The sequence below is a fragment of the Vogesella perlucida genome (assembly GCF_979366545.1).
Window position 1 is genome coordinate 1 of the sequence record NZ_CEETRO010000001.1, and the last position, 21,849, is coordinate 21,849.

The window sequence follows — 21,849 nt, forward strand, 5'->3', positions numbered from 1 at the left end:
AAGCAATTTTTTGGCACGCAAGTTCAAAGAAACATCGTTTCTCTAAATCTTTGCAGTGCAAGTATTTGGCTTAGCCAGACACTTACACCTATCGGTTATTTGGTCTGTTAAAGAGCGGTGCTGACTGGCTTGTTTCGTTTGCGTCGTCAGCTGAGGAGGCGAACTATACCCAGACGAGCGAAGGGCGTCAACACTTACCCCGCAATAAACTGCAAGTATTTGCTTAAGATATTGATTTGCAACGGCACACAAAAGCAAAAAAGTTGGCCGCAGGCAGCCCTAGTGCCACAAAAGACAGCGCGGCTGCGCTCTGCTACCCTTTAGGCCTTGTTTATCGACTGTATGCGACGATCGCACCCAAGGTAATGACCACTCTCAAGTTTGATGTGCTGATTATTGGCAGCGGCCTGGCGGGCATGACGCTGGCGCTACATTTGGCTGAAACCCGCAAGGTAGGCCTGATTACCAAACGCGACTTGCTGGAGGGCAGCTCCAGCTATGCGCAAGGTGGCATTGCCGCCGTGCTGGATACCGGGGATTCGGTAGAACAGCATATCAGCGATACGCTGATAGCCGGCGCGGGCCTGTGCAATGAGGCCACGACGCGCTTTATCGTGGAAAACTCGAAAGAGGCCATCGACTGGCTGGTGGACCTGGGCGTGCCGTTTACGCGCGACGACAGCCACCAGACCGGCTTTCACCTGACACGTGAAGGTGGTCACAGCCACCGTCGCATCATTCACGCTGCCGATGCAACTGGCGCAGCCGTCACCAGCACGCTGGGGCAGAAGATCAAAGCCCACCCGCAGATTACGGTGCTGGAAGACTTTATCGCGGTAGACCTGATTACCAGCAGCAAGCTGGGGCTAGAGGGCAAACGCTGCTACGGCGTATACGCACTGGACAAGCTGGCAGACCAGGTGGTGACCATTGCGGCCAACCATACCATTCTGGCTTCCGGCGGCGCCGGCAAGGTCTACCTGTATACCACCAACCCGGATACCGCTACCGGCGACGGCATTGCCATGGGCTGGCGTGCGGGCTGCCGCGTGGGGAATATGGAGTTCATCCAGTTTCACCCCACCTGCCTGTACCACCCGCACAGCAAGTCTTTCCTGATTTCGGAGGCGGTGCGTGGCGAAGGCGGCATTCTGCGCCTGCCGGATGGCACCCGCTTTATGCCCCACCACGATGAGCGCGCCGAGCTGGCACCGCGTGACGTGGTAGCACGCGCTATCGACTTCGAGATGAAGAAACACGGTCTGGACTGCGTGTATCTGGATATCTCGTACAAGCCGGCCAGCTTCATACAGGAGCATTTCCCCAATATTTACGCGCACTGCCTAGAACTGGGTATCGACATTACCCAGCAACCTATCCCGGTGGTACCGGCAGCACACTACACCTGCGGCGGCCTGATTACAGACCTGAAGGGGCGCACCGACGTGGAAGGCCTGTACGCTGTAGGCGAGGTGGCCTGCACCGGCCTGCACGGTGCCAACCGCCTGGCCAGTAACTCGCTACTGGAATGCATGGTGATCGGCAAGGCTGCGGCAGCCGACATCAACGCGGCAGCGCCCGTGAAACAGCCCTCGATTCCGGGCTGGGACGACAGCCGCGTGACCGACACCGACGAAGAAGTGGTGATCTCGCACAACTGGGACGAGCTGCGCCGCGCGATGTGGGATTACGTGGGCATTGTGCGCACCAACAAGCGCCTGGAACGCGCGCTGAACCGCATCAAGCTGCTGAATGAGGAAATTGACGAGTATTACAGCAACTTCCACATTACCAACGACCTGGTGGAGCTGCGCAACTTGGTGCAAACCGCCGAGCTGATCGTGCGCTCTGCCCTGGCGCGCAAAGAAAGCCGCGGCCTGCACTTTAGCCGCGACTACCCGGACACCTTGCCGCAAAGCAGCGATACCGTCCTGACACCACAGAAGTAAACTGCAACAAGGGTTGGCCGCACACTGCGGCCAACCCGCCTTCCCCGCCTCAATCCTGTACCACGAATACCGGCAAGGTGAACCAGAACACGCAGCCCCCCGCCAGCGGTGTACTGACACCAAACTCGCCGCGGTGGAATTCCACAATCGAGCGGCAGATATTCAAGCCAATACCCATGCCGTCTGTTTTGGTGGAGTAGAACGGCGTAAACAGGTTCTCTTTCACGCCATCTTGCAGCCCTGGCCCGTTATCGCTCACTTCAACACGCCAGAACTGCTTGCCCGTGGTGCTGCGCAGATGAATGGTTGGCCGCACACTGCCAGCTTCACGCATGGCTTCTATCGCGTTTTTGATGAGATTCAGCAGCACCTGCTCGATCAGCACAGGATCCATTTCCACCCGCAAGCCGCCGCGGGCAGGCTCCAGCAGCAAGCGCACGCCGTACTTGTCGGCCATGGGCTGTGCCAGTGCCAGTACGCGCCGCACTGCCAGGTCCGGGTCGCTCAGCTCCAGCTGTGGTGCATGCTTTTTCACGAAGGCACGAATACTGTTGACGATTTGCCCGGCGCGGCGCGCCTGGTCGGCAATGGCCTGCACCGCCTCGCCCACGCCACGCGTTTGCGCCAGCTCGGCGGGCAGTTTGCGCGCCAGGCCGGAGGCGTAAGTGGAAATGGCAGTCAGCGGCTGGTTCAGTTCGTGCGCCAGCGACGAGGCCATTTCGCCCATCGCGATCAGGCGCGAGGTGGTCTGGAAGCGCTCCTCCTGCGCCAGCTCGCGCTCGGCACGGGAACGGGCATCGGTAATATCCAGCAGCATGCACAGCCAGGCCGACTCGCCCCCTACCCAATTGATACGCCGGTATTGCAGCTGGAACCAGCTACGACCGCCATCGGGCGAACACTCCAGGTTGGCCGCAGTGGCGTGGCTATCCCCCATCAGGCCAGGCATCAGCGGGCAATAACTGCCGTCCACCGTAAAACTCGCCCAGCCTGCGGCAAAGGCCGGGTTGGCGTATAGCAGCTGGCGCGTATCACCATCAATCACGCACAGGCCACTTTCCAGGCCGTTCAGCACCGCCAGAAAGCGCCGGTGTGATTCATCCAGCGCCACACGCTTCTTCTTGAGCTCGGTAATATCGTACATGGAGGCGACCCAGCCATCGTGCCGCCCGCCTTCCAGCAACAGCGGCGTGGCGTACAGCCGCACCTCTACCTTTTCGCCGTCGCGGTGGCGAAACGGCAGCTCAAAGCCGTGCTCGGGCAGCTGGCCAGCCAGCATGGCCTGCATGGCCTGCATCAGCAGCGGGTAGTCTTCTTCTGCCCAGAAGCTATAGGGCAGCTGCTGGCCCACCAGTTCGTCAGCACTCAGCCCGGTCAGCTCGCTCATGGCACGGTTCACCCGCAGGATCTGGCCATTACCGGCAAAGGCGATCAGCCCGCTTTTCATGCTGTCTTCTACCGAGCGGCGCAGCGACATTTCATGCTGTAGCGCGCGTTCGGCGTGCGCCCGCACACGCACCTGCCCACGGATGCGCCACAACAGGAATAACAATGCCAACACCAGCAAGCCGATAAGCAGGCTGAGCACAGGCAGCGAAAACCCCACCCCGGCACGGTAGGTAATGGCACGCAGGCTAACGCCATAGCCTGGCGGGTCGAAGCTGAGCTCGTGTGACAGCGTGCCCACTGGCGAAGCCTGGTCAAACTTGCTGGCCAGCACCTTGCCCCCCAGGTCCACCAGGCTGATGTGGTATTTGGTCGCCAGCCACCACGGCACCTGGTTCTGCAACAGGCTGTCCATGCGGTACACCAGGCGCAGGCCGCCCAGATAGCGCCCGGCTTCAAAAGCGGGTACCGCCAGATCAAAGCGGTACTTGCCATCCTGCCCCAGGTATGGCGGGCTGTACGAGGCACGCCCCAGTCGCTCGGCGCGCCACAGCGCGTCGTAAGCATCGCCACCCAGCTGTAAACCGGCACGCTTTTGCGCGTCCAGCAGCACGGCACCGCGCGGGCCGACCCATTGCACCGCTTCTATTTCTTTGCTTTCGCGCTGCAACAAGGCGGCGGCGGCAAAAAAGCGCCGGGATTCGGCACGCGTCAGCGGCATGTCCAGCTGCATGGCCTCTACGCTTTGCTGGTGGTTTTCCAGGTGCAGGCGCAGGCTCTGGTCCAGCCACAACAGCTCCTGGATCAGGCCATCGCGCTGCTCGTCGCGCCAGTCCTTGTATACCACCCAGAACAGGCTACCCAACGCCAGTAGCAGCCCGATCAGGATAAAAGCCGCCCCCAACCATAAGCGGCGTGGGGCGGAGTGCGTTGGGTACTCGGTAAGCATCATGAGATTTTGTCTAGGTTGGCCGCAGGGCGCCAAAGTGCCGCTGACGCCCCGTCATCGATATTAGGGAATTCCCCAATGCCGAATTCCCTAATGGCTAAAGTAGTGCTTTGATTCTAGTGTTCAGCTTGCGATGAGCCTCAATAAGAAAATTGGCCTGAGCAACACAGACAAACACTGGAGAGTACACAAATGAAACTGAAATATGCAGCCCTGATCGCCAGCCTGGCATTTGGCGTAGCTGGCGTAGCCAACGCCGCCGACTTCGTGATCAAGTTCAGCCACGTGGTGGCGCAGGATACCCCGAAAGGCAAAGCCGCCGAGTACTTCAAGAAACTGGCGGAAGAGCGCACCAAAGGCCGCGTTCAGGTACAAGTATTCCCGAACAGCCAGCTGTACAAAGACAAGGAAGAACTGGAAGCCTTGCAGCTGGGTGCCGTACAAATGCTGGCCCCGAGCTTGGCCAAATTCGGCCCGTTGGGTGCCAAAGAATTCGAAGTGTTCGACCTGCCGTACATCTTTGACAACTACGACGAGCTGCACAAAGTCACCCAAGGCCCGATCGGCATGCAGCTGCTGGCCAAACTGGAAAGCAAGGGCATCAAAGGCCTGTCTTTCTGGGATAACGGCTTCAAGATCCTGTCGGCCAATAAGCCGCTCAAGACCCCTGCTGACCTGAAAGGCCTGAAAATGCGTATCCAGTCGTCCAAGGTACTGGAAGAGCAAATGCGCAGCATGGGCGCCCTGCCACAAGTGATGGCGTTCTCGGAAACCTACCAGGCGCTGCAAACCGGCGTGGTAGATGGCACCGAAAACCCGCCGTCCAACATGCTGACCCAGAAAATGCACGAAGTACAAAAGTACGCTACGGTCACCAACCATGGCTACCTGGGCTACGCCGTGATCGTGAACAAGAAGTTCTGGGACGGCCTGCCGGCTGACGTACGCACCGCACTGGACGGCGCCATGAAAGACGCCACCGTGTACGCCAACAAGATTGCCAAGCAAGAGAACGACGAAGACCTGGCCAAGATCAAGGCCAGCGGCAAAACCCAGGTCTACATCCCTACTGCAGCTGAACGCGCTGCATTCAAACAGGCTCTGGTGCCTGTGCATACCAAGATGGACGACCGTATCGGTGAAGGCCTGGTACAGCTGATCTACAAGCAGACTGGCTACACCCCGAACTAAGCCCCTTCTGAGCGCACCAGGTTGGCCGCAGCCCTGCGGCCAACCTTCCACCGGAGTCAACACATGAAATTCCTCGACCACCTCGAGGAGTGGCTGATCGCAACCCTGATGGCGGTAGCAACACTGATTACGTTTTTTGCAGTGGTGCACCGTTACGGCAGCGGTATCGAGTCACTTCAACCTTATCTGGCACACATTCACACCAGCTGGGCACAAGAACTCACTATTTACCTGTTTGTATGGATGGCCAAATTCGGCGCGGCCTATGGCGTGCGTACCGGCATCCACGTGGGTGTGGACGTGCTGATCAACAAACTGTCGGACCAGAACCGCAGCAAGTTCATCATCATCGGCCTGCTGTCCGGTGCCCTGTTCACAGGTATCGTAGGTACCCTGGGCGCCACCTTTGTATGGGAAATCGCCCATACCGACCAGACATCGGCTGACCTGGAAGTGCCAATGTGGATCGTCTACCTGGCCGTACCGCTGGGTTCTTACCTGATGAGCTTCCGCTTCTTGCAGGTGATGGTCAATTTCCTGAAAACCGGCGAGCTGCCCAAGCATGACCACAGCCACGTGGAAGGCATGGACGATGTCAACGAAGACAGCAACTGGTTTGCCATGGACGACAACCTGCACCCGCACGACCTGAAAAACGGAGGCGACAAAAAATGAGCGCACTCATCATTTTTGGCCTGCTGATCGTGCTGATGCTCACCGGCATGCCGATCTCCATCTCGCTGGGCCTGACCGTACTGACTTTCCTGTTCACCATGACCGAAGTACCGATCGAGGCGGTCGCGCTGAAGCTGTTCACCGGTATCGAGAAGTTCGAAATCATGGCGATTCCGTTCTTTATCCTGGCGGGTAACTTCCTGACCCACGGTGGCGTGGCCAAGCGGATGATCAATTTTGCGTCGTCCATGGTAGGCCACTGGCACGGTGGCCTGGGCCTGGCTGGCGTGCTGGCCTGCGCACTGTTTGCTGCCGTATCCGGCTCCAGCCCGGCTACCGTGGTCGCCATCGGCTCCATCCTGTTGCCCGCCATGGTGAAACAGGGCTTCCCGAACAGCTTTGGCGCTGGCGTGATCACCACCTCGGGTGCACTGGGCATCCTGATTCCACCTTCCATCGTGATGGTGATGTACTCGGTAGCCACCAACACCTCGGTAGGCCAGCTGTTCATGGCCGGCGTGATTCCGGGCCTGATGCTGGCCGGCTTCCTGGGCCTGACTACCTGGTACCGCGCCCGCAAGTTCGGCTACCCGCGTCTGGCCAAGGCCAGCATGAGCCAGCGCCTGAAAGCACTGCGTGAGTCGGTTTGGGGCCTGTTGCTGATCGTTGTGGTGATCGGTGGTATCTACACCGGTATCTTCACCCCAACCGAAGCTGCCGCCATGTCTGCCGTATACGCCTTCATCGTGGCCGTGTTCATCTATAAAGACCTGACGCTGAAGCAAGTGCCCAAGGTCTTGCTGGATTCGGCCAGCATGTCGGCCATGCTGCTGTACATCATCACCAACGCCGTGCTGTTCTCGTTCCTGATGACCAGCGAAGGTATCCCGCAAGCCATGGCCAGCTCGCTGATTGACGCAGGCCTGGGCCCGGTAGCCTTCCTGCTGGCCGTGAACGTGATCCTGCTGCTGGCTGGTAACGTGATGGAGCCATCGTCCATCGTACTGATCTTCGCCCCTATCCTGTTCCCGGTAGCCATGGCGCTGGGCATCGACCCGGTGCACTTCGGCATCCTGATCGTGGTGAACATGGAAGTGGGCATGTGCCACCCGCCAGTGGGCCTGAACCTGTACGTGGCATCCGGCATTACCAAAATGGGCATTACCGAACTCACCATCGCGGTATGGCCGTGGCTGCTCACCATGCTGGCTTTCCTGGGCCTGGTGACCTACGTACCGGCCATCTCGCTGTGGCTGCCCAAGACACTGGGCATGATGTAAACCGCGCCAAACGGCGACACGACGCGACGGAACCCTTCCGTCGCGTTTTTTGTCAGACACGCATAGCCCATAAGCAAGGGTTGGCCCTATAATGGCCGGCCTCTCCACACCCTCTGAAATAACAATCAGGAGCCAACAGAATGGACGAGCAACTGCGCTTAGCCGCACTCGATTTCCACCAGTTCCCGCAGCCGGGCAAGATCCAGGTCGCCCCAACCAAGCCGCTGGCCACCCAGCGCGACCTGGCACTTGCCTACTCCCCGGGCGTAGCCGCACCTTGCGACGCTATCGTGGAAGACCCGCTGAATGCCTATAAATACACCGCACGCGGCAACCTGGTTGCCGTAGTCACCAACGGTACCGCCGTACTGGGCCTGGGCAATATCGGCCCACTGGCCGGCAAACCGGTTATGGAAGGCAAGGGCGTACTGTTCAAGAAATTTGCCGGTGTTGACGTGTTCGACATCGAGCTGGACGAAAACGACCCAGACAAGCTGGTAGACATCATCTGCGCGATGGAGCCGACTTTCGGCGGCATCAACCTGGAAGACATCAAAGCCCCGGAATGCTTCTACATCGAGAAGAAGTGCCGTGAGCGCATGAATATTCCGGTATTCCACGACGACCAGCACGGTACCGCCATCGTGGCCGCCGCCGCCGTACTGAACTCGCTGCGCCTGGTGAACAAGGATATCGGCAGCGTACGCGTAGTCACCTCCGGTGCCGGCGCCGCCGCCATTGCCTGCCTGGAACTGCTGGTAGCCCTGGGCGTGAAGCGTGAGAACATCACCGTTTGCGATTCCAAAGGCGTGATCTACCAGGACCGCGACGACAAGATGGACGAATCGAAGAAACGCTTCGCCATCCCGGACAACGGTCAGCGCAAACTGGCCGACGCCATGGTTGGCGCCGACATCTTCATGGGTCTGTCCGGCCCGAAACTGGTCACGCAAGACATGGTGAAATCCATGGCTGCCTACCCGGTGATTCTGGCCATGGCCAACCCGGAACCGGAAATCCTGCCGCCGCTGGTAAAAGAAGTGCGCCCGGATGCCATCATCGGTACCGGCCGTTCGGACTTCCCGAACCAGGTCAACAACGTACTGTGCTTCCCGTTCATCTTCCGTGGTGCACTGGACGTCGGCGCTACCACCATCAACGACGAGATGAAGCTGGCTTGCGTACGCGCCATTGCCGACCTGGCCATGGCCGAGCAGAACGACGTGGTGGCATCGGCCTACGGTGATCAGGAGCTGTCCTTTGGCCCGGAATACGTGATTCCGAAGCCATTCGACCCGCGCCTGATCGTGAAAATCGCCCCGGCCGTAGCCAAAGCCGCCATGGATTCCGGCGTAGCGACCCGCCCGATCAAGGACTTTGACGCTTACGTGGACCAGCTGGCCCAGTTTGTGTACAAGACCAACCTGTTCATGAAACCGGTATTCGCCCAGGCTAAAAAAGAAGCCAAACGCGTGGTGCTGGCCGAAGGTGAAGACGAGCGCGTACTGCACGCCACCCAGGAAATCGTATCGCAAGGCCTGGCCAAGCCGATCCTGATCGGCCGCCCGTCCGTGATTGCCAAGCGTATCGAGAAGCTGGGCCTGAAGCTGGAAGCCGGCGTGGATTTCGAGCTGGTCAACAACGAATCCGACCCGCGCTTCAACGACTACTGGCAGGAGTACTACAACCTGATGAAGCGCAAAGGCGTTTCGCAGGAGCAGGCTCGCCGCCGCGTTATCGGCAACACCACGCTGATTGGCGCCCTGATGGTACGCCGCGGCGAAGCCGATGCGCTGATCTGCGGTACCTATGGCACCTACCGCCAGCACCTGGATATCGTGCGTGACGTGATCGGCTACGCCCGTGAAGACAAAGTGGCCGGCGCCATGAACGCGCTGATCCTGCCTACCGGCAACATCTTCATTACCGACACCTACGTCAACGAATCGCCAGATGCAGCGCAGCTGGCCGCCATTACCGAAATGGCCGCCCGTGCGGTAAGCCGTTTTGGTATCGCCCCGAAAGTGGCCCTGCTGTCGAACTCCAGTTTCGGCACCTGGAACACCGAAGGCGCCGGCAAAATGCGTGACGCGCTGGAGCTGATCCAGGCCGCCCACCCGACGCTGGAAATCGATGGCGAAATGCAAGGCGACGCCGCGCTGGTAGAAAGCATCCGCCAGCAAGCCATGCCGCAAAGCAACCTGAAAGGCGCGGCCAACCTGCTGGTCATGCCAAACGTGGAAGCCGCCAACATCAGCTACAACCTGCTGCGCGTATCGGCCTCCGACGGCGTGACCATCGGCCCGATCCTGATGGGCATGGCCAAGCCAGTGCACATCCTGACGCAAATCTCGTCGGTACGCCGCATCGTGAACATGGTGGCCATGGCTGCTGTGGATGCACAAAACGGCAACTGATCCTCACGGCGCAAGCCAGTGTGACAACGGGCACCTTCGGGTGCCCGTTTTTTATTGCCAGGTGCATGCCCGCCGCGGCAATCTGCACTAAGATACAGCCACAACAACCCGAACCAGGAGCCAGCATGAGTGCCGAATTCAACCCAGCCGACCCGTTTGCCCTGTTCCGCCAGATGATGCAGTCGGCCACCCCGCCAGGTGCCCAGCCCTTTCTGCCGCCCATGAGCGTGGAAGAGGTCGACCGCAAGATCGCCGAGCTCAAAGTGGTAGAAACCTGGCTTACCATGAACCTGGGCATGTTATCCATGCAAATCAAGACCCTGGAAATGCAGCGTGCCGCCATCGCCGCCCTGCGCCCGAAAGAGTAAGCCGACCCGCCCGGCCATGATTGGCCACCCCACCCTGCCATGGTTGGCCGCACACCCTGCGGCCAACCATGTTTCATTTGGACAGCACGCGCAGCACCGGTAGAATGCCCGCCATGAACGCACCCCGCTTTGTCCATCTTCGCCTCCACTCGGAGTTTTCCATCACCGACGGGATTGTCCGCCTGGACGACGCCATCAAGCGCGCCGTCAAGGACGGCATGCCGGCGCTGGGCATGTCCGACCTGATGAACATCTTCGGCATGGTCAAGTTTTACAAGGCCTGCCGTGGCAAGGGCATCAAGCCCATTGTGTCCTGCGACATCTGGCTGGAAAACGGCGAAGACCGCGACAAGCCCTTCCGGCTGATGCTGACGGCGAAGAACCGCGAAGGCTACCGCCGCCTGTGCGAGCTGCTCACCCGCGCCTTTACGCATAACCAGTACCGTGGCCGCGCCGAGATCAAGCGTGCCTGGCTGGAAGAAGGCGACAACAGCCACCTGCTGTGCCTGTCCGGCGCCCACCTGGGCGACGTGGGCGTGGCGTTTGCCAACGGCAATGCCGACGAAGCACGCAGCCGCGCCGAGTACTGGGCGCAGCTGTTCCCCGGTGCGTTTTATCTGGAGCTACAGCGCACCGATAGCGCCCAGGTAGAAAACATCCTGCAGTCCACCCTGTGGCTGGCCGGCGAAACCGGCCTGCCGGTGGTGGCTACCCACCCGATCCAGTTCATGGACCCGGACGACTTCAAGGCGCACGAAGCACGGGTGTGCATTGCCGAAGGCTATACGCTGGGTGACAAACGCCGCCCGCGCAGCTTTAGCGAATGCCAGTACTTCCTCAGCACCGAGCAAATGCTGGAACGCTTTGCCGACATCCCCGAGGCGCTGGAAAACACGGTGCAGATTGCCCGCCGCTGCAATATCAACGTGGTGCTGGGCAAAAACTACCTGCCAGACTTCCCCACGCCGGATGGCATGACGCTGAACGACTTTCTGGTGTACGAAGCGCAACGCGGGCTGGACATGCGCCTGGCACAGCTGTACCCGAATGAAGCCGAGCGCGAAGCACGGCGGCCGGAGTACGACGCGCGGCTGAAGTTCGAGTGCGACACCATCATCCAGATGGGCTTCCCCGGCTACTTCCTGATCGTGGCCGACTTTATCCAGTGGGGTAAGGCGAACGGCTGCCCGGTGGGCCCGGGCCGGGGTTCCGGTGCCGGCTCGCTGGTGGCCTACAGCCTCAGCATTACCGACCTGGACCCGCTGAAATACGCCCTGCTGTTCGAGCGCTTCCTTAACCCGGAGCGGGTATCCATGCCCGACTTCGACGTGGATTTCTGCCAGGAAAACCGCTGGCGCGTGATCGAATACACACGGCGCAAATACGGCGAAGAGGCCGTGAGCCAGATCGCCACCTTTGGCACCATGTCGTCCAAATCGGTGATCCGTGACGTTGGCCGCGTGCTCGACCTGCCCTTCGGCCTGTGCGACAAGCTGTCCAAGCTGATTCCGCTGGAGGCCAACAAGCCGCTGAGCCTGGAAAAAGCCATGGCCGCCGAGCCGCAAATTGGCGAAACCATCGAAAGCGAAGGCGCTGGCGAGCTGATCGAGCTGGCCATGAAGCTGGAAGACCTGACACGCGGCATCGGCATGCACGCCGGTGGCGTGCTGATTGCCCCCGGCAAGCTCACCGATTTCTGCCCGCTGTACATCGCCAGCGGCGACGGTGCCGCGCCGGTATCGATGTACGACAAGGACGACGTAGAACAAATCGGCCTGGTGAAGTTCGACTTTCTGGGCCTGCGCAACCTCACCATCATCGAGCTGGCGCAAAAGTACATCAAAGACCTGAGCGGCGAAGACGTCGACGTGGCCAAGCTGCCGCTGGACGACGCGCTGGCCTACAAGGTGTTTGCCAACGCCAACACCACCGGCGTGTTCCAGTTTGAATCCACCGGCATGAAGAAGATGCTGGTAGAGGCCAAACCCAGCAAGTTCGAAGAGATTATCGCCTTCGTGGCGCTGTACCGCCCCGGCCCGATGGACCTGATCCCCGACTTTATCCAGCGTATGCACGGTGCCAAATTCGAGTACCTGCACCCGCTGCTGGAGCCAGTACTGGCGCCTACCTACGGCATCATGGTGTACCAGGAACAGGTGATGCAGGCGGCGCAGGTCTGCGGCGGCTACAGCCTGGGCGGCGCCGACTTGCTGCGCCGCGCCATGGGTAAAAAGAAAGTAGAAGAAATGGTGGCGCAGCGCGCCATGTTCGTGGAAGGCGCGGCCAAGCAGGGCATCGAAAAAGCCAAGGCCGACGAAATCTTCGACTACATGGAAAAGTTCGCCGGCTACGGTTTCAACAAATCGCACGCCGCCGCCTATGCGCTGGTGGCCTACCACACTGCCTGGCTGAAAGCGCACCACGCGGCCGCCTACATGGCCGCCACCATGTCCACCGAACTGGACAACACCGACCAGCTGAAAGTGTTCTACGACGACGCCACCGACAACAAGAACGGCCTGCGTTTCCTGCCACCAGACGTAAACCACAGCTTCTACCGCTTTGTACCGGTAGACCGCAAACACATCCGCTACGCGCTGGGCGCCATCAAGGGCACCGGCGAGTCGGCGGTGGAGCACATTGTGCAGGTGCGCGAGGCAGGCGGCCCGTTTACCAGCCTGTTCGACTTCTGCCACCGCACCGACAAGAAAATCGTCAACAAGCGCGTGATCGAAGCGCTGATCCGCGCTGGCGCCTTCGACAGCATCGAGCCCAGCCGCGCCCTGCTGTTCAGCAACGTGGCCCTGGCCATGACCGCCGCCGAGCAGCAAGCGGCCAACGCTAACCAGGGCGGCCTGTTCGACATGTTCGACGACGACAGCGCGCCCAGTGTCGACATGGTGGCGTGCAAACCGTGGCCAGCCGCCATCCAGCTGGCCGAAGAAAAGCTCGCCATCGGCTTTTACCTGTCCGGCCACCCGTTCTCGGCCTACGAAAAAGAAGTACGCGGTTTTATCCGCACGCCGCTGGCCAAGCTGGCACCACGGCGCGAGCCGCAACTGCTGGCCGGTTTTGTCACCGGCATCCGCACCAAGGTAGGCAACCGCGGCAAAATGGCCTTTATCCAGCTGGACGATGGCACGGCCAAGGTAGAAGTAACCCTGTTTGCCGAGGCGGTAGACGCCAACCGCAACAAGCTGAAAGACGACGTGGTGCTGGTGGTGGAGGGTAAAGTCAGCGAAGACCGCTTCAGTGGTGGCATGCGCATCATTGCAGAAAACCTGTACGAGCTGGGCGAGGCGCGCAGCCGCTACGCGCGCAGCCTGTCGGTGCAGATGCACCCGCGCCACGACGTGGCCACGCTGCGCAATATCATTACCCCCTACCGCAGCGAAGACAGCGGCTGCCCACTGCGCATTACCTACCACACCGGCAAAGCCAAAGGCGACCTGATGCTGCCGCCACAGTGGGGCGTACGCCTGGATGATGCGCTGCTGATGACGCTGGAAGACTGGCTGGGCGACAACAGCGTCAAGATCCTGTGGTAACACAGCGGCCCCGCGGGGCCGCTCAGGCTGCTGACTTTGCATCCGCAGCTTTCCTGTTTACCAGACAAAGCCTGTTTGCGTTGCAGACAGGCTTTGTCATCGATCCCGGCGGCCCTGCAACGCCGCTTTTTCTTGATCCGATACGACACGCATCATGAACCTGCTTTCACCTTATCTGGCCACCCCTGTCCTGCTGGTACTGTCCAACGTCTTCATGACTTTTGCCTGGTACGCCCACCTGAAAGACGCCAGCCACAAAGCCTGGTACGTGGCGGCGCTGGCCAGCTGGGGCATTGCCCTGTTCGAGTACCTGCTGCAGGTGCCGGCCAACCGCATCGGCTACGGCACCTTTACCCTGTCGCAGCTGAAAATCATCCAGGAAGTCATCAGCCTGTCGGTGTTCATCCCCTTTGCCATTTTCTACATGAACCAGCCGTTCAAGTGGGACTACGTGTGGGCGGGCGCCTGCCTGGTGGGCGCGGTGTATTTCATGTTTCGCGGCTAGGGCCTGTTGCGGCCAACCTTGCGCTGGCGCACAGCATGGCGTGCTGACACGATTAAACCTTGAAACGGGCAGGGTTTATTGCTTAGTCTGGTAGCAATAAAACTCGAACAAGACGGCCTGCCATGCTCAATACCCTGCCGGGGCTGCGCCCCACACTGCTGGACACCCTGCGCCACTACAACCGACAGCTGTTCCGCCAGGACCTGATGGCCGGCTTGACGGTAGGCATCGTGGCCTTGCCGCTGGCCATGGCCTTTGCCATCGCCAGCGGCGTACCGCCACAAGCAGGCATTTTTACCGCGGTGATTGCCGGCTTCATTGCGTCGGCGCTGGGCGGGACGCGGCTGTGCGTTACCGGGCCCACCGGGGCGTTTATCGTGATCATCTACGGCATCGTGCTGAAGTACGGCGTGGCCAACCTGATTATCTGTACCTTCATGGCCGGGGTGATGCTGGTGATCATGGGCTTGTTGCGCCTGGGGCAGGTCATCAAGTTTTTCCCCATGCCGCTGATTACCGGCTTCACCAACGGTATTGCGGTGCTGATTTTCCTGACCCAGCTGAAAGACTTTTTCGGTCTGCCCATCGACAAGATGCCGGCCGGCTTTTTTGCGGTCATGGACCTGCTGCGCATTACCCTGCCACAGTTCGACCCGCTCACACTGGCGGTATCCATGGCGTCGCTGCTGCTGATTCTGTTCTGGCCGAAAAAACTGGGCAAAACGCTGCCCGGCCCCTTTGTGGCGCTGATCCTGGCCACGCTTACCGTTAGCCTGTTCGGGCTGCCACTGGCGACGATCGGCAGCAAATTTGGCGGCATTCCGCAGGGCTTGCCTGCGTTTCACGGCCTGAGCTTCGACCCGGAACACCTGTCCGACCTGCTGGCGCCAGCCTTTACCATTGCCCTGCTGGGCGCGATTGAATCGCTACTGTGCGCGGTGGTGGCCGACAGCCTGACCGGCGACAAGCACGATGCTAACCAGGAACTGATCGCTCAAGGCGTGGCCAATATGGTGGTGCCGTTCTTTGGCGGTATTCCCGCCACCGGGGCGATCGCGCGCACGGCCACCAATATCAGCAACGGCGGGCAAACACCGGTATCGGGCATCGTGCATGCGGTCTTGCTGCTGCTAGTGATTCTGGTCGCGGCACCGTTGGCCGCGTACATTCCGCTGGCAGCGCTGGCGGCCATCCTGATCTCGGTCGCCATCAAGATGGGCGACTGGGATATCCGCAAGGCCGCGCAGTTTCCGCGCCAGGACACCGCCGTGCTGGCGATCACCTTTGCCCTCACCGTGATCTTCGACCTGACCATTGCAGTAGAAATCGGCCTGCTGATTGCCGCGGTGTTCTTCATCAAGCGCATGGCCGGCAGCACCAGCGTGCAGCAGCTCAAACCGGAACACGCCGTGCTGTACGAGCGCCACTCTATTGCCGGCAAACACATTCCGCCGGGCTGCGTAGCTTACCGGGTAGAAGGTGCGCTGTTTTTTGGCGCGGCCGATACGGTAGACCACATCGCACAGGAAGCACCGGAGGCGCGGGTGATCATCTTGCAGCTGCACCGCCTGGTGCTGCTGGACACCAGCGGCCTGCTGGCGCTGTCGGCGCTGAACCAGCGCCTGGCGCAGCAAAACCGCACGCTGATCATTTGCGGGGCGGGTACCGAAGTCACCGCCATGATACGCAGCGCCCACCTGGCCGAGGAAATGGGGCCACGCAATATCCAGCCCGACCTCACCACCGCCCTGCAACGGGCAGAAGAGGTGCTGACCAGCGGCGTGGTATGGGGCTGAGCCGCCCGCTTTAAGGCATGCACGAAAAAAAGGCTGGCCGCGATGCTGTTGCGGCCAACCTTTTTCAGGCTACAGACAAGCTTAGAAACGGTTGATGTCTTTTTCGGCCGCCTCGAACACGTCGGCTGCGGCGCCGACAATGCGCTCGTCCGGCTTCAGGATGGCGGTGTTCTTATTGGGGTACGGCAGCGTCCACAAGAAGTGGCGCAGGCAGTTCAGCCGCGCGCGCTTTTTGTCATCGGACTTGATCACCGTCCATGGTGCATCGGCAGTGTCGGTATGGAAGAACATGGCCTTTTTGGCTTCGGTGTAATCGTCCCACTTGTCCAGCGACTGGATATCGATAGGCGACAGCTTCCAGTGCTTGAGCGGGTCATCGCGGCGCGAGATAAAGCGGCGCAGCTGCTCTTCGCGGCTTACCGAAAACCAGAACTTGAACAAGCGGATGCCGCTGTTTACCAGCATGCGCTCCAGCTGCGGGGTCTGGCGCATGAACTCCAGGTATTCCTGCGGCGTGCAAAACCCCATGACGCGCTCTACACCGGCACGGTTGTACCAGCTGCGGTCAAACAGCACCATTTCACCAGCAGTGGGCAGCAGCGGGATATAACGCTGGAAATACCACTGACCACGCTCCTGCTCGGTGGGTTTTTCCAGCGCGACCACACGGGCGCCTCGCGGGTTCAGGTGCTCCATGAAGCGCTTGATGGTACCGCCCTTGCCGGCAGCATCGCGGCCTTCAAAAATCACCACGATCTTCTGGCCGGTTTCTTTCACCCAGTTTTGCACCTTTAGCAGCTCTACCTGCAGCTCGGCTTTCTGGCGTTCGTAATCGGCACGCTTGATGCGGGTTTTGTACGGGTACGACGCTGGCAGCGGTGCACTATTGCTGTCTTCGGCGGTGCCATGCGGTGCGTGCGCTACCTGCATCGCCACGGGTGCATGGCTGACGGCTTCGATTTCGCGAGCCGCCGCCTCGCGCTGTGCCTGCGCCGAAGGTTTGCGCCGGCGCCCTGCTGGCCGCGCCGCCGCGGGTGACGCAGTGTTGCCCGCAAGTGCATCAGGCGTATCAGGGTTGGCCGCCATGGCCTTTTCGTTATCATTCATGGGCTTCTCCCGGTGGGTGGGTAACGATTCCATGCTACGCCGATGCTCTGCCACGCCAGCCAATTTCGATAAATCGACTTGATATGGCGCAAATCACCTGCCCCATTTACCCACTATCCGCGACACCGGGGTTATCGGTTACAATCGTCCGATTATCTATTGCTACAAGAAAAGTCGATGTCCGCAGAAAACAATGCCCCGGTGATCAGCAACTTCATCCGCTCGATCATCGACGATGACCTTGCCACCGGCAAACGCACTGCCGTGGTGACCCGCTTCCCGCCCGAGCCGAACGGCTACGCCCACGTAGGCCACGCCAAGGCGATCTGCATCAACTTTGGCCTGGCCGAAGACTACAACGGCCAGTGCAACCTGCGCATGGACGATACCAACCCGGAAAAAGAGTCCGACGAGTTCGTGCAGGCTTTCCGTGAGGACATCAGCTGGCTGGGCTTTGCGTGGAACGGCGAGATCCGTTTTGCCTCCGATTACTTCGGCCAGCTGTACGACTACGCCGTCGAGCTGATCCGTGCCGGTAAAGCTTTTGTCTGCGACCTGACCCCGGACGAAATGCGCGAATACCGCGGTGGCCTGACCGCCCCGGGCAAGAACAGCCCATACCGTGAACGCAGCGTGGAAGAAAACCTGGACCTGTTCACGCGCATGAAAAACGGCGAGTTTGCCGACGGCAGCAAAACCCTGCGCCTGAAGATCGACATGGCCTCGCCCAATATCAACCTGCGCGACCCGGCCATCTACCGCATCCGCCGCGTGCACCACCACCGTACCGGCGATGCATGGTGCATCTACCCGATGTACGACTACACGCACTGCATTTCCGACGCTATCGAAGGCATCACCCACAGCCTGTGCTCGCTGGAGTTCGAAGACCATCGCCCGCTGTACGACTGGGTGCTGGACAACATCAGCATCGGCCACCACCCGCAGCAGATCGAATTCTCGCGCCTGGAGCTGCTGTACGCGCTGACCTCCAAGCGCAAGCTGCAGCACCTGGTGAACCAAGGCGTAGTCACCGGCTGGGACGACCCGCGCATGCCGACCATCGCCGGTATGCGCCGCCGTGGCTACAGCCCGGCCGGCGTGCGCCTGTTTGCGCAGCGCATTGGCGTATCCAAGAGCGAAAACATTATCGATATGTCGGTACTGGAAGGCGCGGTACGCGAGTCGCTGGAAAACGAATCGCCACGCGTGATTGCAGTACTGGACCCGATCAAGGTGACCCTCACCAACTACCAGGACGGTGTAACCGGCAGCCGCAGCGCGCCGTTCCACCCGCACCACCCGGAAATGGGCGAGCGCGACATCCCGCTGGCACGCGAGATCTACATCGAGCGCGAAGACTTTGCCGAGGTACCGCCACCAAAATGGCAGCGCCTGACACCGGGCGGCGAAGTGCGCCTGCGCTATAGCTACGTGATCAAGTGCGACGAAGTCATCAAGGACGACAGCGGCAAGGTCATCGAGCTGAAGTGCTCCATCGACCACGACACCCTAGGCCAGAACCCGGTAGGCCGCAAGGTGAAAGGCGTGATCCACTGGATTGCCGCCAATCACGCTATCGAAGCCGAAGTGCGCCTGTACGACCGCCTGTTTACCGAAGCCCGCCCGGATGCGGTACGCGGTGAAGATGGCGAGTACGTGGACTTCATGAACTTCCTGAACCCGGCCTCGCTCACCACCATTACCGGCTATGTAGAGCCCGTGGTACTGCAAGCTGCGCCGGAAACCCGCTACCAGTTCGAGCGTATCGGTTATTTCGTGACCGACCGCCACGAACACCAGGCGGGCAGCAAACCGGTGTTCAACCGCACCGTTGGCCTGAAAGACAACTGGAGCAAATAAATCCAGCAATCACGGCAAGCCCTGCAACCGGGGCTTGCCGTTTTTTTTTGCCCTGCGCGATACTGCAGGGTCTGCGTCTATAAAACGAAACAAGGGGCCCATCCATGAAACTACGCCATCCGGTACTCTGCCTGTCTGTGCTGGCCGCACTGTCTGCCACCTCTGGTGCTGCACTGGCCAAGCCGGTAAAAGACCAGGTTTACAAGATCACCATCCTGCATACCAACGACCACCACGGCCGCTTCTGGCGCAATGGCGACGGCGAATACGGCATGGCCGCGCGCAAGAATGTGATCGAGCAGATTCGCGCCGACGTGCGCAAGAACGGCGGCTACAGCCTGCTGCTGGACGGCGGTGACGTGAATACCGGCGTACCCGAATCGGACATGCAGGACGCCGAGCCCGACTTCAAGGGCATGAACCTGCTGGGCTACGACGCCATGGCGGTAGGCAACCACGAGTTCGACAAATCCCCCGAGGTGCTGGCCAAACAGCGCCAGTGGATCAATTTCCCCATGCTGTCGGCCAACATCTACAAAGATGGCAAGCGCATGTTCGAGCCGTACCGCATCTTCAAGCTGGGCGATGTGCGCGTAGCGGTCATGGGCCTGACCACCGACGACACCAAAAAGCTCACCAACCCGGAAAACACCAAGGGTATCGAGTTCCGCAAACCGGCCCGTGAAGCCGCCAAGCTGGTACCGCAGCTGCGCAAACAAGCTGATGTGGTGATTGCCACCACCCACATGGGCCACTACGACAACGGCGACCACGGCGTGAATGCGCCGGGCGACGTGGAAATGGCGCGCGCGGTAAAAGGCCTGAACCTGATCGTTGGCGGCCATAGCCAGAACCCGGTGTGCATGAAAGCCGAAAACGTACGTGATACCGCCTACGTGCCGGGTAGCGACTGTGCGCCAGACCGCCAGAACGGTGCCTGGATCGTGCAGGCGCACGAATGGGGCAAATACGTTGGCCGCGCCGACTTCGAGCTGAAAAACGGCGAGTTCAAACTGGTGAAGTACCAGCTGATTCCGGTAAACCTGAAGAAAACCGTGAAAGACAGCGCCGGCAAAGAACAAAAGGTGTATTACACCCAGCAGATAGCCGAGCACAGCGAGGTGCTGGAATTCCTGCGCCCGTACCAGAACAAGGGCCAGGAGTCGCTGTCGGTAGAGATTGGCGCCACCGAAGCCAAGCTGAACGGCGACCGCAACCAGGTCCGCAGCCAGCCTGCCAGCATGGGCATCCTGATCGCCAGTGCCATGAAAGAAAAAGCCCAGGCCGACTTTGCCATCATGAACTCGGGTGGCGTGCGTGACTCCATTGCCGCCGGCAAGATCACCTACAAGGACGTGCTGAAGGTACAGCCATTCGGCAACACCCTGGTGTACGTGGACATGAGCGGCAAAGAAGCACTGGAGCTGCTGCGCACCGCCGCCAAGATGAGCCCCGGCTCTGGCGCCTTCCCGCAGTTTGCCGGCGTGAAGCTGGTGATCGAGGGGGGCGAGCTGAAACAGGCGCAAATCGGTGGCAAAGACATCGACGCAGCCAAAACCTACCGCGTGGCGCTGAACAACTTCACCGCGGCCGGTGGTGATGGCTACCCGAAACTGTCCAGCCACAAGGGTTACGTCAACACCGGCTACGCCGACGCGGACGTGCTGAAAGCCTTTATCAGCGCGCGCAATGGCGTGATCAAGGCCGGTGCGTTCGACCCAGCAGGCGAGATCGTGCGCAAGTAAGCCTCTGGCTCAAGGTTGGCCGCACGCGGCCAACCTGGGCGTTCGCCACGCCAAGCAGCCCCCGGTTTGCCAGCCCGGCCGGGGGCTGCTTACTGGCTGGCGCATTGCAGGGCGACACCCGCAAAGCACAAGGCCGCTGCAATGTAGCGGCCTTGTGCTTTGACGATACCCGCGATGCCTTACGCCAGCTGCTGACGCAGAAATGCCACGGTACGGCCCCAGGCCAGCTCGGCAGCGGCCTTGTCGTAGCGGGCGGCGTTGGTGTCGTTATTGAATGCGTGGTTTACGCCGGGGTACAGCTGCAGCGTATAGCGGCTACCGGCAGCCTTCAGCGCATCTTCAAACCCCGGAATACCGGCGTTGATGCGCTCGTCCAGCGCGGCGTAGTGCAGCAGCAGCGGCGCTTTGATGCGTGGCACGTCGGCGGCCGCCGGCTGCGCACCGTAGTACACTACCCCCGCACCCAGCGCCGGCGCATGCACGGCCAGCTGGCCAACCTGGCCACCCCCCCAGCAGAAACCCACCGCCCCGACCTTGCCCTTACCCTGCACTTGCAGATACGACAATGCCGCCAGCGACACATCGCGCGATACGGCCGCATCCAGCTTGCCGAATAGCTCGCGCGCCTTGTCTTCGTCTGCCGGTGTGCCGCCCTGCGTGGACAGATAATCCGGCGCCAGCACCACAAAGCCCTCCAGCGCCAAGCGGCGCGCCACGTCGCGGATATGCGGGTTCAGACCGCGGTTTTCGTGGATGACGATCACCGCCGGCAGCTGGCGCGCATCGGCACTGGCAGGCTGCACGCGATAACCGCTGAGGCTGGCGTCCCCAAGCCGGCCAAATACCGTATCAGCCGCCTGCAAACGGCTATCACCGGCCGCCACCTGCTGTGCCTGCGCGTAGTTGTTTTCCAGTAAAGGCAGGATGGCATACGCGGCAGCCGTGCCACCGGCCAGGCGGGTAAGCCGCTGGAAAAAATCGCGGCGGGATAGCGGTGCGTGGGTGTATTCGTCGTACAGCCGGATAATGTCCTGGTTCACAGCGTGCTCGGTAGGTTTCTGGCTCATGTC

Annotated in this window: 14 protein-coding genes; 11 read left to right on the top strand and 3 right to left on the bottom strand. The window is 60.6% G+C overall.

Annotated features, from left to right (window positions below):
- The first annotated feature begins 365 nt into the window (after positions 1-365).
- Complete coding sequence (gene nadB / locus ACZ9XP_RS00005; RefSeq protein WP_465187745.1) at positions 366-1,949, top strand: L-aspartate oxidase; 1,584 nt, start codon at positions 366-368, stop codon at positions 1,947-1,949.
- 49 nt (positions 1,950-1,998) lie between these two features.
- Here the strand turns inward: nadB and ACZ9XP_RS00010 are convergent, their stop codons facing one another.
- Positions 1,999-4,287 (bottom strand): PAS domain-containing sensor histidine kinase, encoded by a 2,289-nt coding sequence (locus ACZ9XP_RS00010; RefSeq protein ID WP_465187746.1) that lies wholly within the window; start codon positions 4,285-4,287, stop codon positions 1,999-2,001.
- Between the two features lie 189 nt (positions 4,288-4,476).
- Here ACZ9XP_RS00010 and ACZ9XP_RS00015 point away from each other — a divergent pair, with 189 nt between their 5' ends.
- The 8 genes from ACZ9XP_RS00015 (at position 4,477) to ACZ9XP_RS00050 (ending at position 16,064) form a co-directional block, all read left to right on the top strand.
- Entirely contained in the window at positions 4,477-5,475 is a 999-nt protein-coding gene (locus ACZ9XP_RS00015) for a TRAP transporter substrate-binding protein (protein ID WP_465187747.1), read from the top strand.
- 63 nt (positions 5,476-5,538) lie between these two features.
- Entirely contained in the window at positions 5,539-6,150 is a 612-nt protein-coding gene (locus ACZ9XP_RS00020) for a TRAP transporter small permease (protein WP_465187748.1), read from the top strand.
- Entirely contained in the window at positions 6,147-7,430 is a 1,284-nt protein-coding gene (locus ACZ9XP_RS00025; RefSeq protein ID WP_465187749.1) for a TRAP transporter large permease, read from the top strand. Before ACZ9XP_RS00020 ends, ACZ9XP_RS00025 begins: the two co-directional genes overlap by 4 nt.
- A gap of 140 nt (positions 7,431-7,570) precedes the next feature.
- Entirely contained in the window at positions 7,571-9,847 is a 2,277-nt protein-coding gene (locus ACZ9XP_RS00030; RefSeq protein WP_147683360.1) for an NADP-dependent malic enzyme, read from the top strand.
- Positions 9,848-9,972: 125 nt separating this feature from the next.
- Entirely contained in the window at positions 9,973-10,215 is a 243-nt protein-coding gene (locus ACZ9XP_RS00035) for a PhaM family polyhydroxyalkanoate granule multifunctional regulatory protein (RefSeq protein ID WP_147683362.1), read from the top strand.
- 113 nt (positions 10,216-10,328) lie between these two features.
- The gene (dnaE, locus tag ACZ9XP_RS00040) at positions 10,329-13,763 is read left to right on the top strand and encodes a DNA polymerase III subunit alpha (RefSeq protein WP_465187750.1); all 3,435 of its coding nucleotides are present in this window, start codon (positions 10,329-10,331) and stop codon (positions 13,761-13,763) included.
- A 154-nt stretch (positions 13,764-13,917) separates the two neighbouring features.
- Entirely contained in the window at positions 13,918-14,268 is a 351-nt protein-coding gene (locus ACZ9XP_RS00045) for a DMT family protein (protein ID WP_017508910.1), read from the top strand.
- Between the two features lie 122 nt (positions 14,269-14,390).
- Positions 14,391-16,064, top strand: a complete 1,674-nt coding sequence (locus ACZ9XP_RS00050) for a SulP family inorganic anion transporter (RefSeq protein WP_465187751.1) — start codon at positions 14,391-14,393, stop codon at positions 16,062-16,064.
- Positions 16,065-16,145: 81 nt separating this feature from the next.
- On the opposite strand, the gene ppk2 is transcribed toward ACZ9XP_RS00050, so the two are convergent.
- Complete coding sequence (ppk2, locus tag ACZ9XP_RS00055; RefSeq protein ID WP_465187939.1) at positions 16,146-16,994, bottom strand: polyphosphate kinase 2; 849 nt, start codon at positions 16,992-16,994, stop codon at positions 16,146-16,148.
- 354 nt (positions 16,995-17,348) lie between these two features.
- Between ppk2 and ACZ9XP_RS00060 the strand changes: the two genes are divergently transcribed.
- Positions 17,349-19,034, top strand: coding sequence for a glutamine--tRNA ligase/YqeY domain fusion protein (locus tag ACZ9XP_RS00060; RefSeq protein ID WP_465187752.1), 1,686 nt, complete (start codon positions 17,349-17,351; stop codon positions 19,032-19,034).
- A 104-nt stretch (positions 19,035-19,138) separates the two neighbouring features.
- Positions 19,139-20,779, top strand: coding sequence for a bifunctional UDP-sugar hydrolase/5'-nucleotidase UshA (gene ushA / locus ACZ9XP_RS00065; protein ID WP_465187753.1), 1,641 nt, complete (start codon positions 19,139-19,141; stop codon positions 20,777-20,779).
- Between the two features lie 179 nt (positions 20,780-20,958).
- Here ushA and ACZ9XP_RS00070 read toward each other — a convergent pair whose 3' ends face one another.
- Entirely contained in the window at positions 20,959-21,846 is an 888-nt protein-coding gene (locus tag ACZ9XP_RS00070) for a dienelactone hydrolase family protein (protein ID WP_147683374.1), read from the bottom strand.
- Positions 21,847-21,849: the final 3 nt, after the last annotated feature.

What these genes read in the sequence shown, in the direction of transcription:
- dnaE (WP_465187750.1), top strand. Translation starts at nt 10,329, where the DNA reads ATGAACGCACCCCGCTTTGTCCATCTTCGCCTCCACTCGGAGTTTTCC.
- ppk2 (WP_465187939.1), bottom strand. Translation starts at nt 16,994, where the DNA reads ATGCAGGTAGCGCACGCACCGCATGGCACCGCCGAAGACAGCAATAGT.
- ACZ9XP_RS00045 (WP_017508910.1), top strand. Translation starts at nt 13,918, where the DNA reads ATGAACCTGCTTTCACCTTATCTGGCCACCCCTGTCCTGCTGGTACTG.
- ACZ9XP_RS00060 (WP_465187752.1), top strand. Translation starts at nt 17,349, where the DNA reads ATGTCCGCAGAAAACAATGCCCCGGTGATCAGCAACTTCATCCGCTCG.
- ACZ9XP_RS00030 (WP_147683360.1), top strand. Translation starts at nt 7,571, where the DNA reads ATGGACGAGCAACTGCGCTTAGCCGCACTCGATTTCCACCAGTTCCCG.
- ushA (WP_465187753.1), top strand. Translation starts at nt 19,139, where the DNA reads ATGAAACTACGCCATCCGGTACTCTGCCTGTCTGTGCTGGCCGCACTG.
- ACZ9XP_RS00050 (WP_465187751.1), top strand. Translation starts at nt 14,391, where the DNA reads ATGCTCAATACCCTGCCGGGGCTGCGCCCCACACTGCTGGACACCCTG.
- ACZ9XP_RS00035 (WP_147683362.1), top strand. Translation starts at nt 9,973, where the DNA reads ATGAGTGCCGAATTCAACCCAGCCGACCCGTTTGCCCTGTTCCGCCAG.
- ACZ9XP_RS00020 (WP_465187748.1), top strand. Translation starts at nt 5,539, where the DNA reads ATGAAATTCCTCGACCACCTCGAGGAGTGGCTGATCGCAACCCTGATG.
- ACZ9XP_RS00025 (WP_465187749.1), top strand. Translation starts at nt 6,147, where the DNA reads ATGAGCGCACTCATCATTTTTGGCCTGCTGATCGTGCTGATGCTCACC.
- ACZ9XP_RS00070 (WP_147683374.1), bottom strand. Translation starts at nt 21,846, where the DNA reads ATGAGCCAGAAACCTACCGAGCACGCTGTGAACCAGGACATTATCCGG.
- nadB (WP_465187745.1), top strand. Translation starts at nt 366, where the DNA reads ATGACCACTCTCAAGTTTGATGTGCTGATTATTGGCAGCGGCCTGGCG.
- ACZ9XP_RS00015 (WP_465187747.1), top strand. Translation starts at nt 4,477, where the DNA reads ATGAAACTGAAATATGCAGCCCTGATCGCCAGCCTGGCATTTGGCGTA.
- ACZ9XP_RS00010 (WP_465187746.1), bottom strand. Translation starts at nt 4,287, where the DNA reads ATGATGCTTACCGAGTACCCAACGCACTCCGCCCCACGCCGCTTATGG.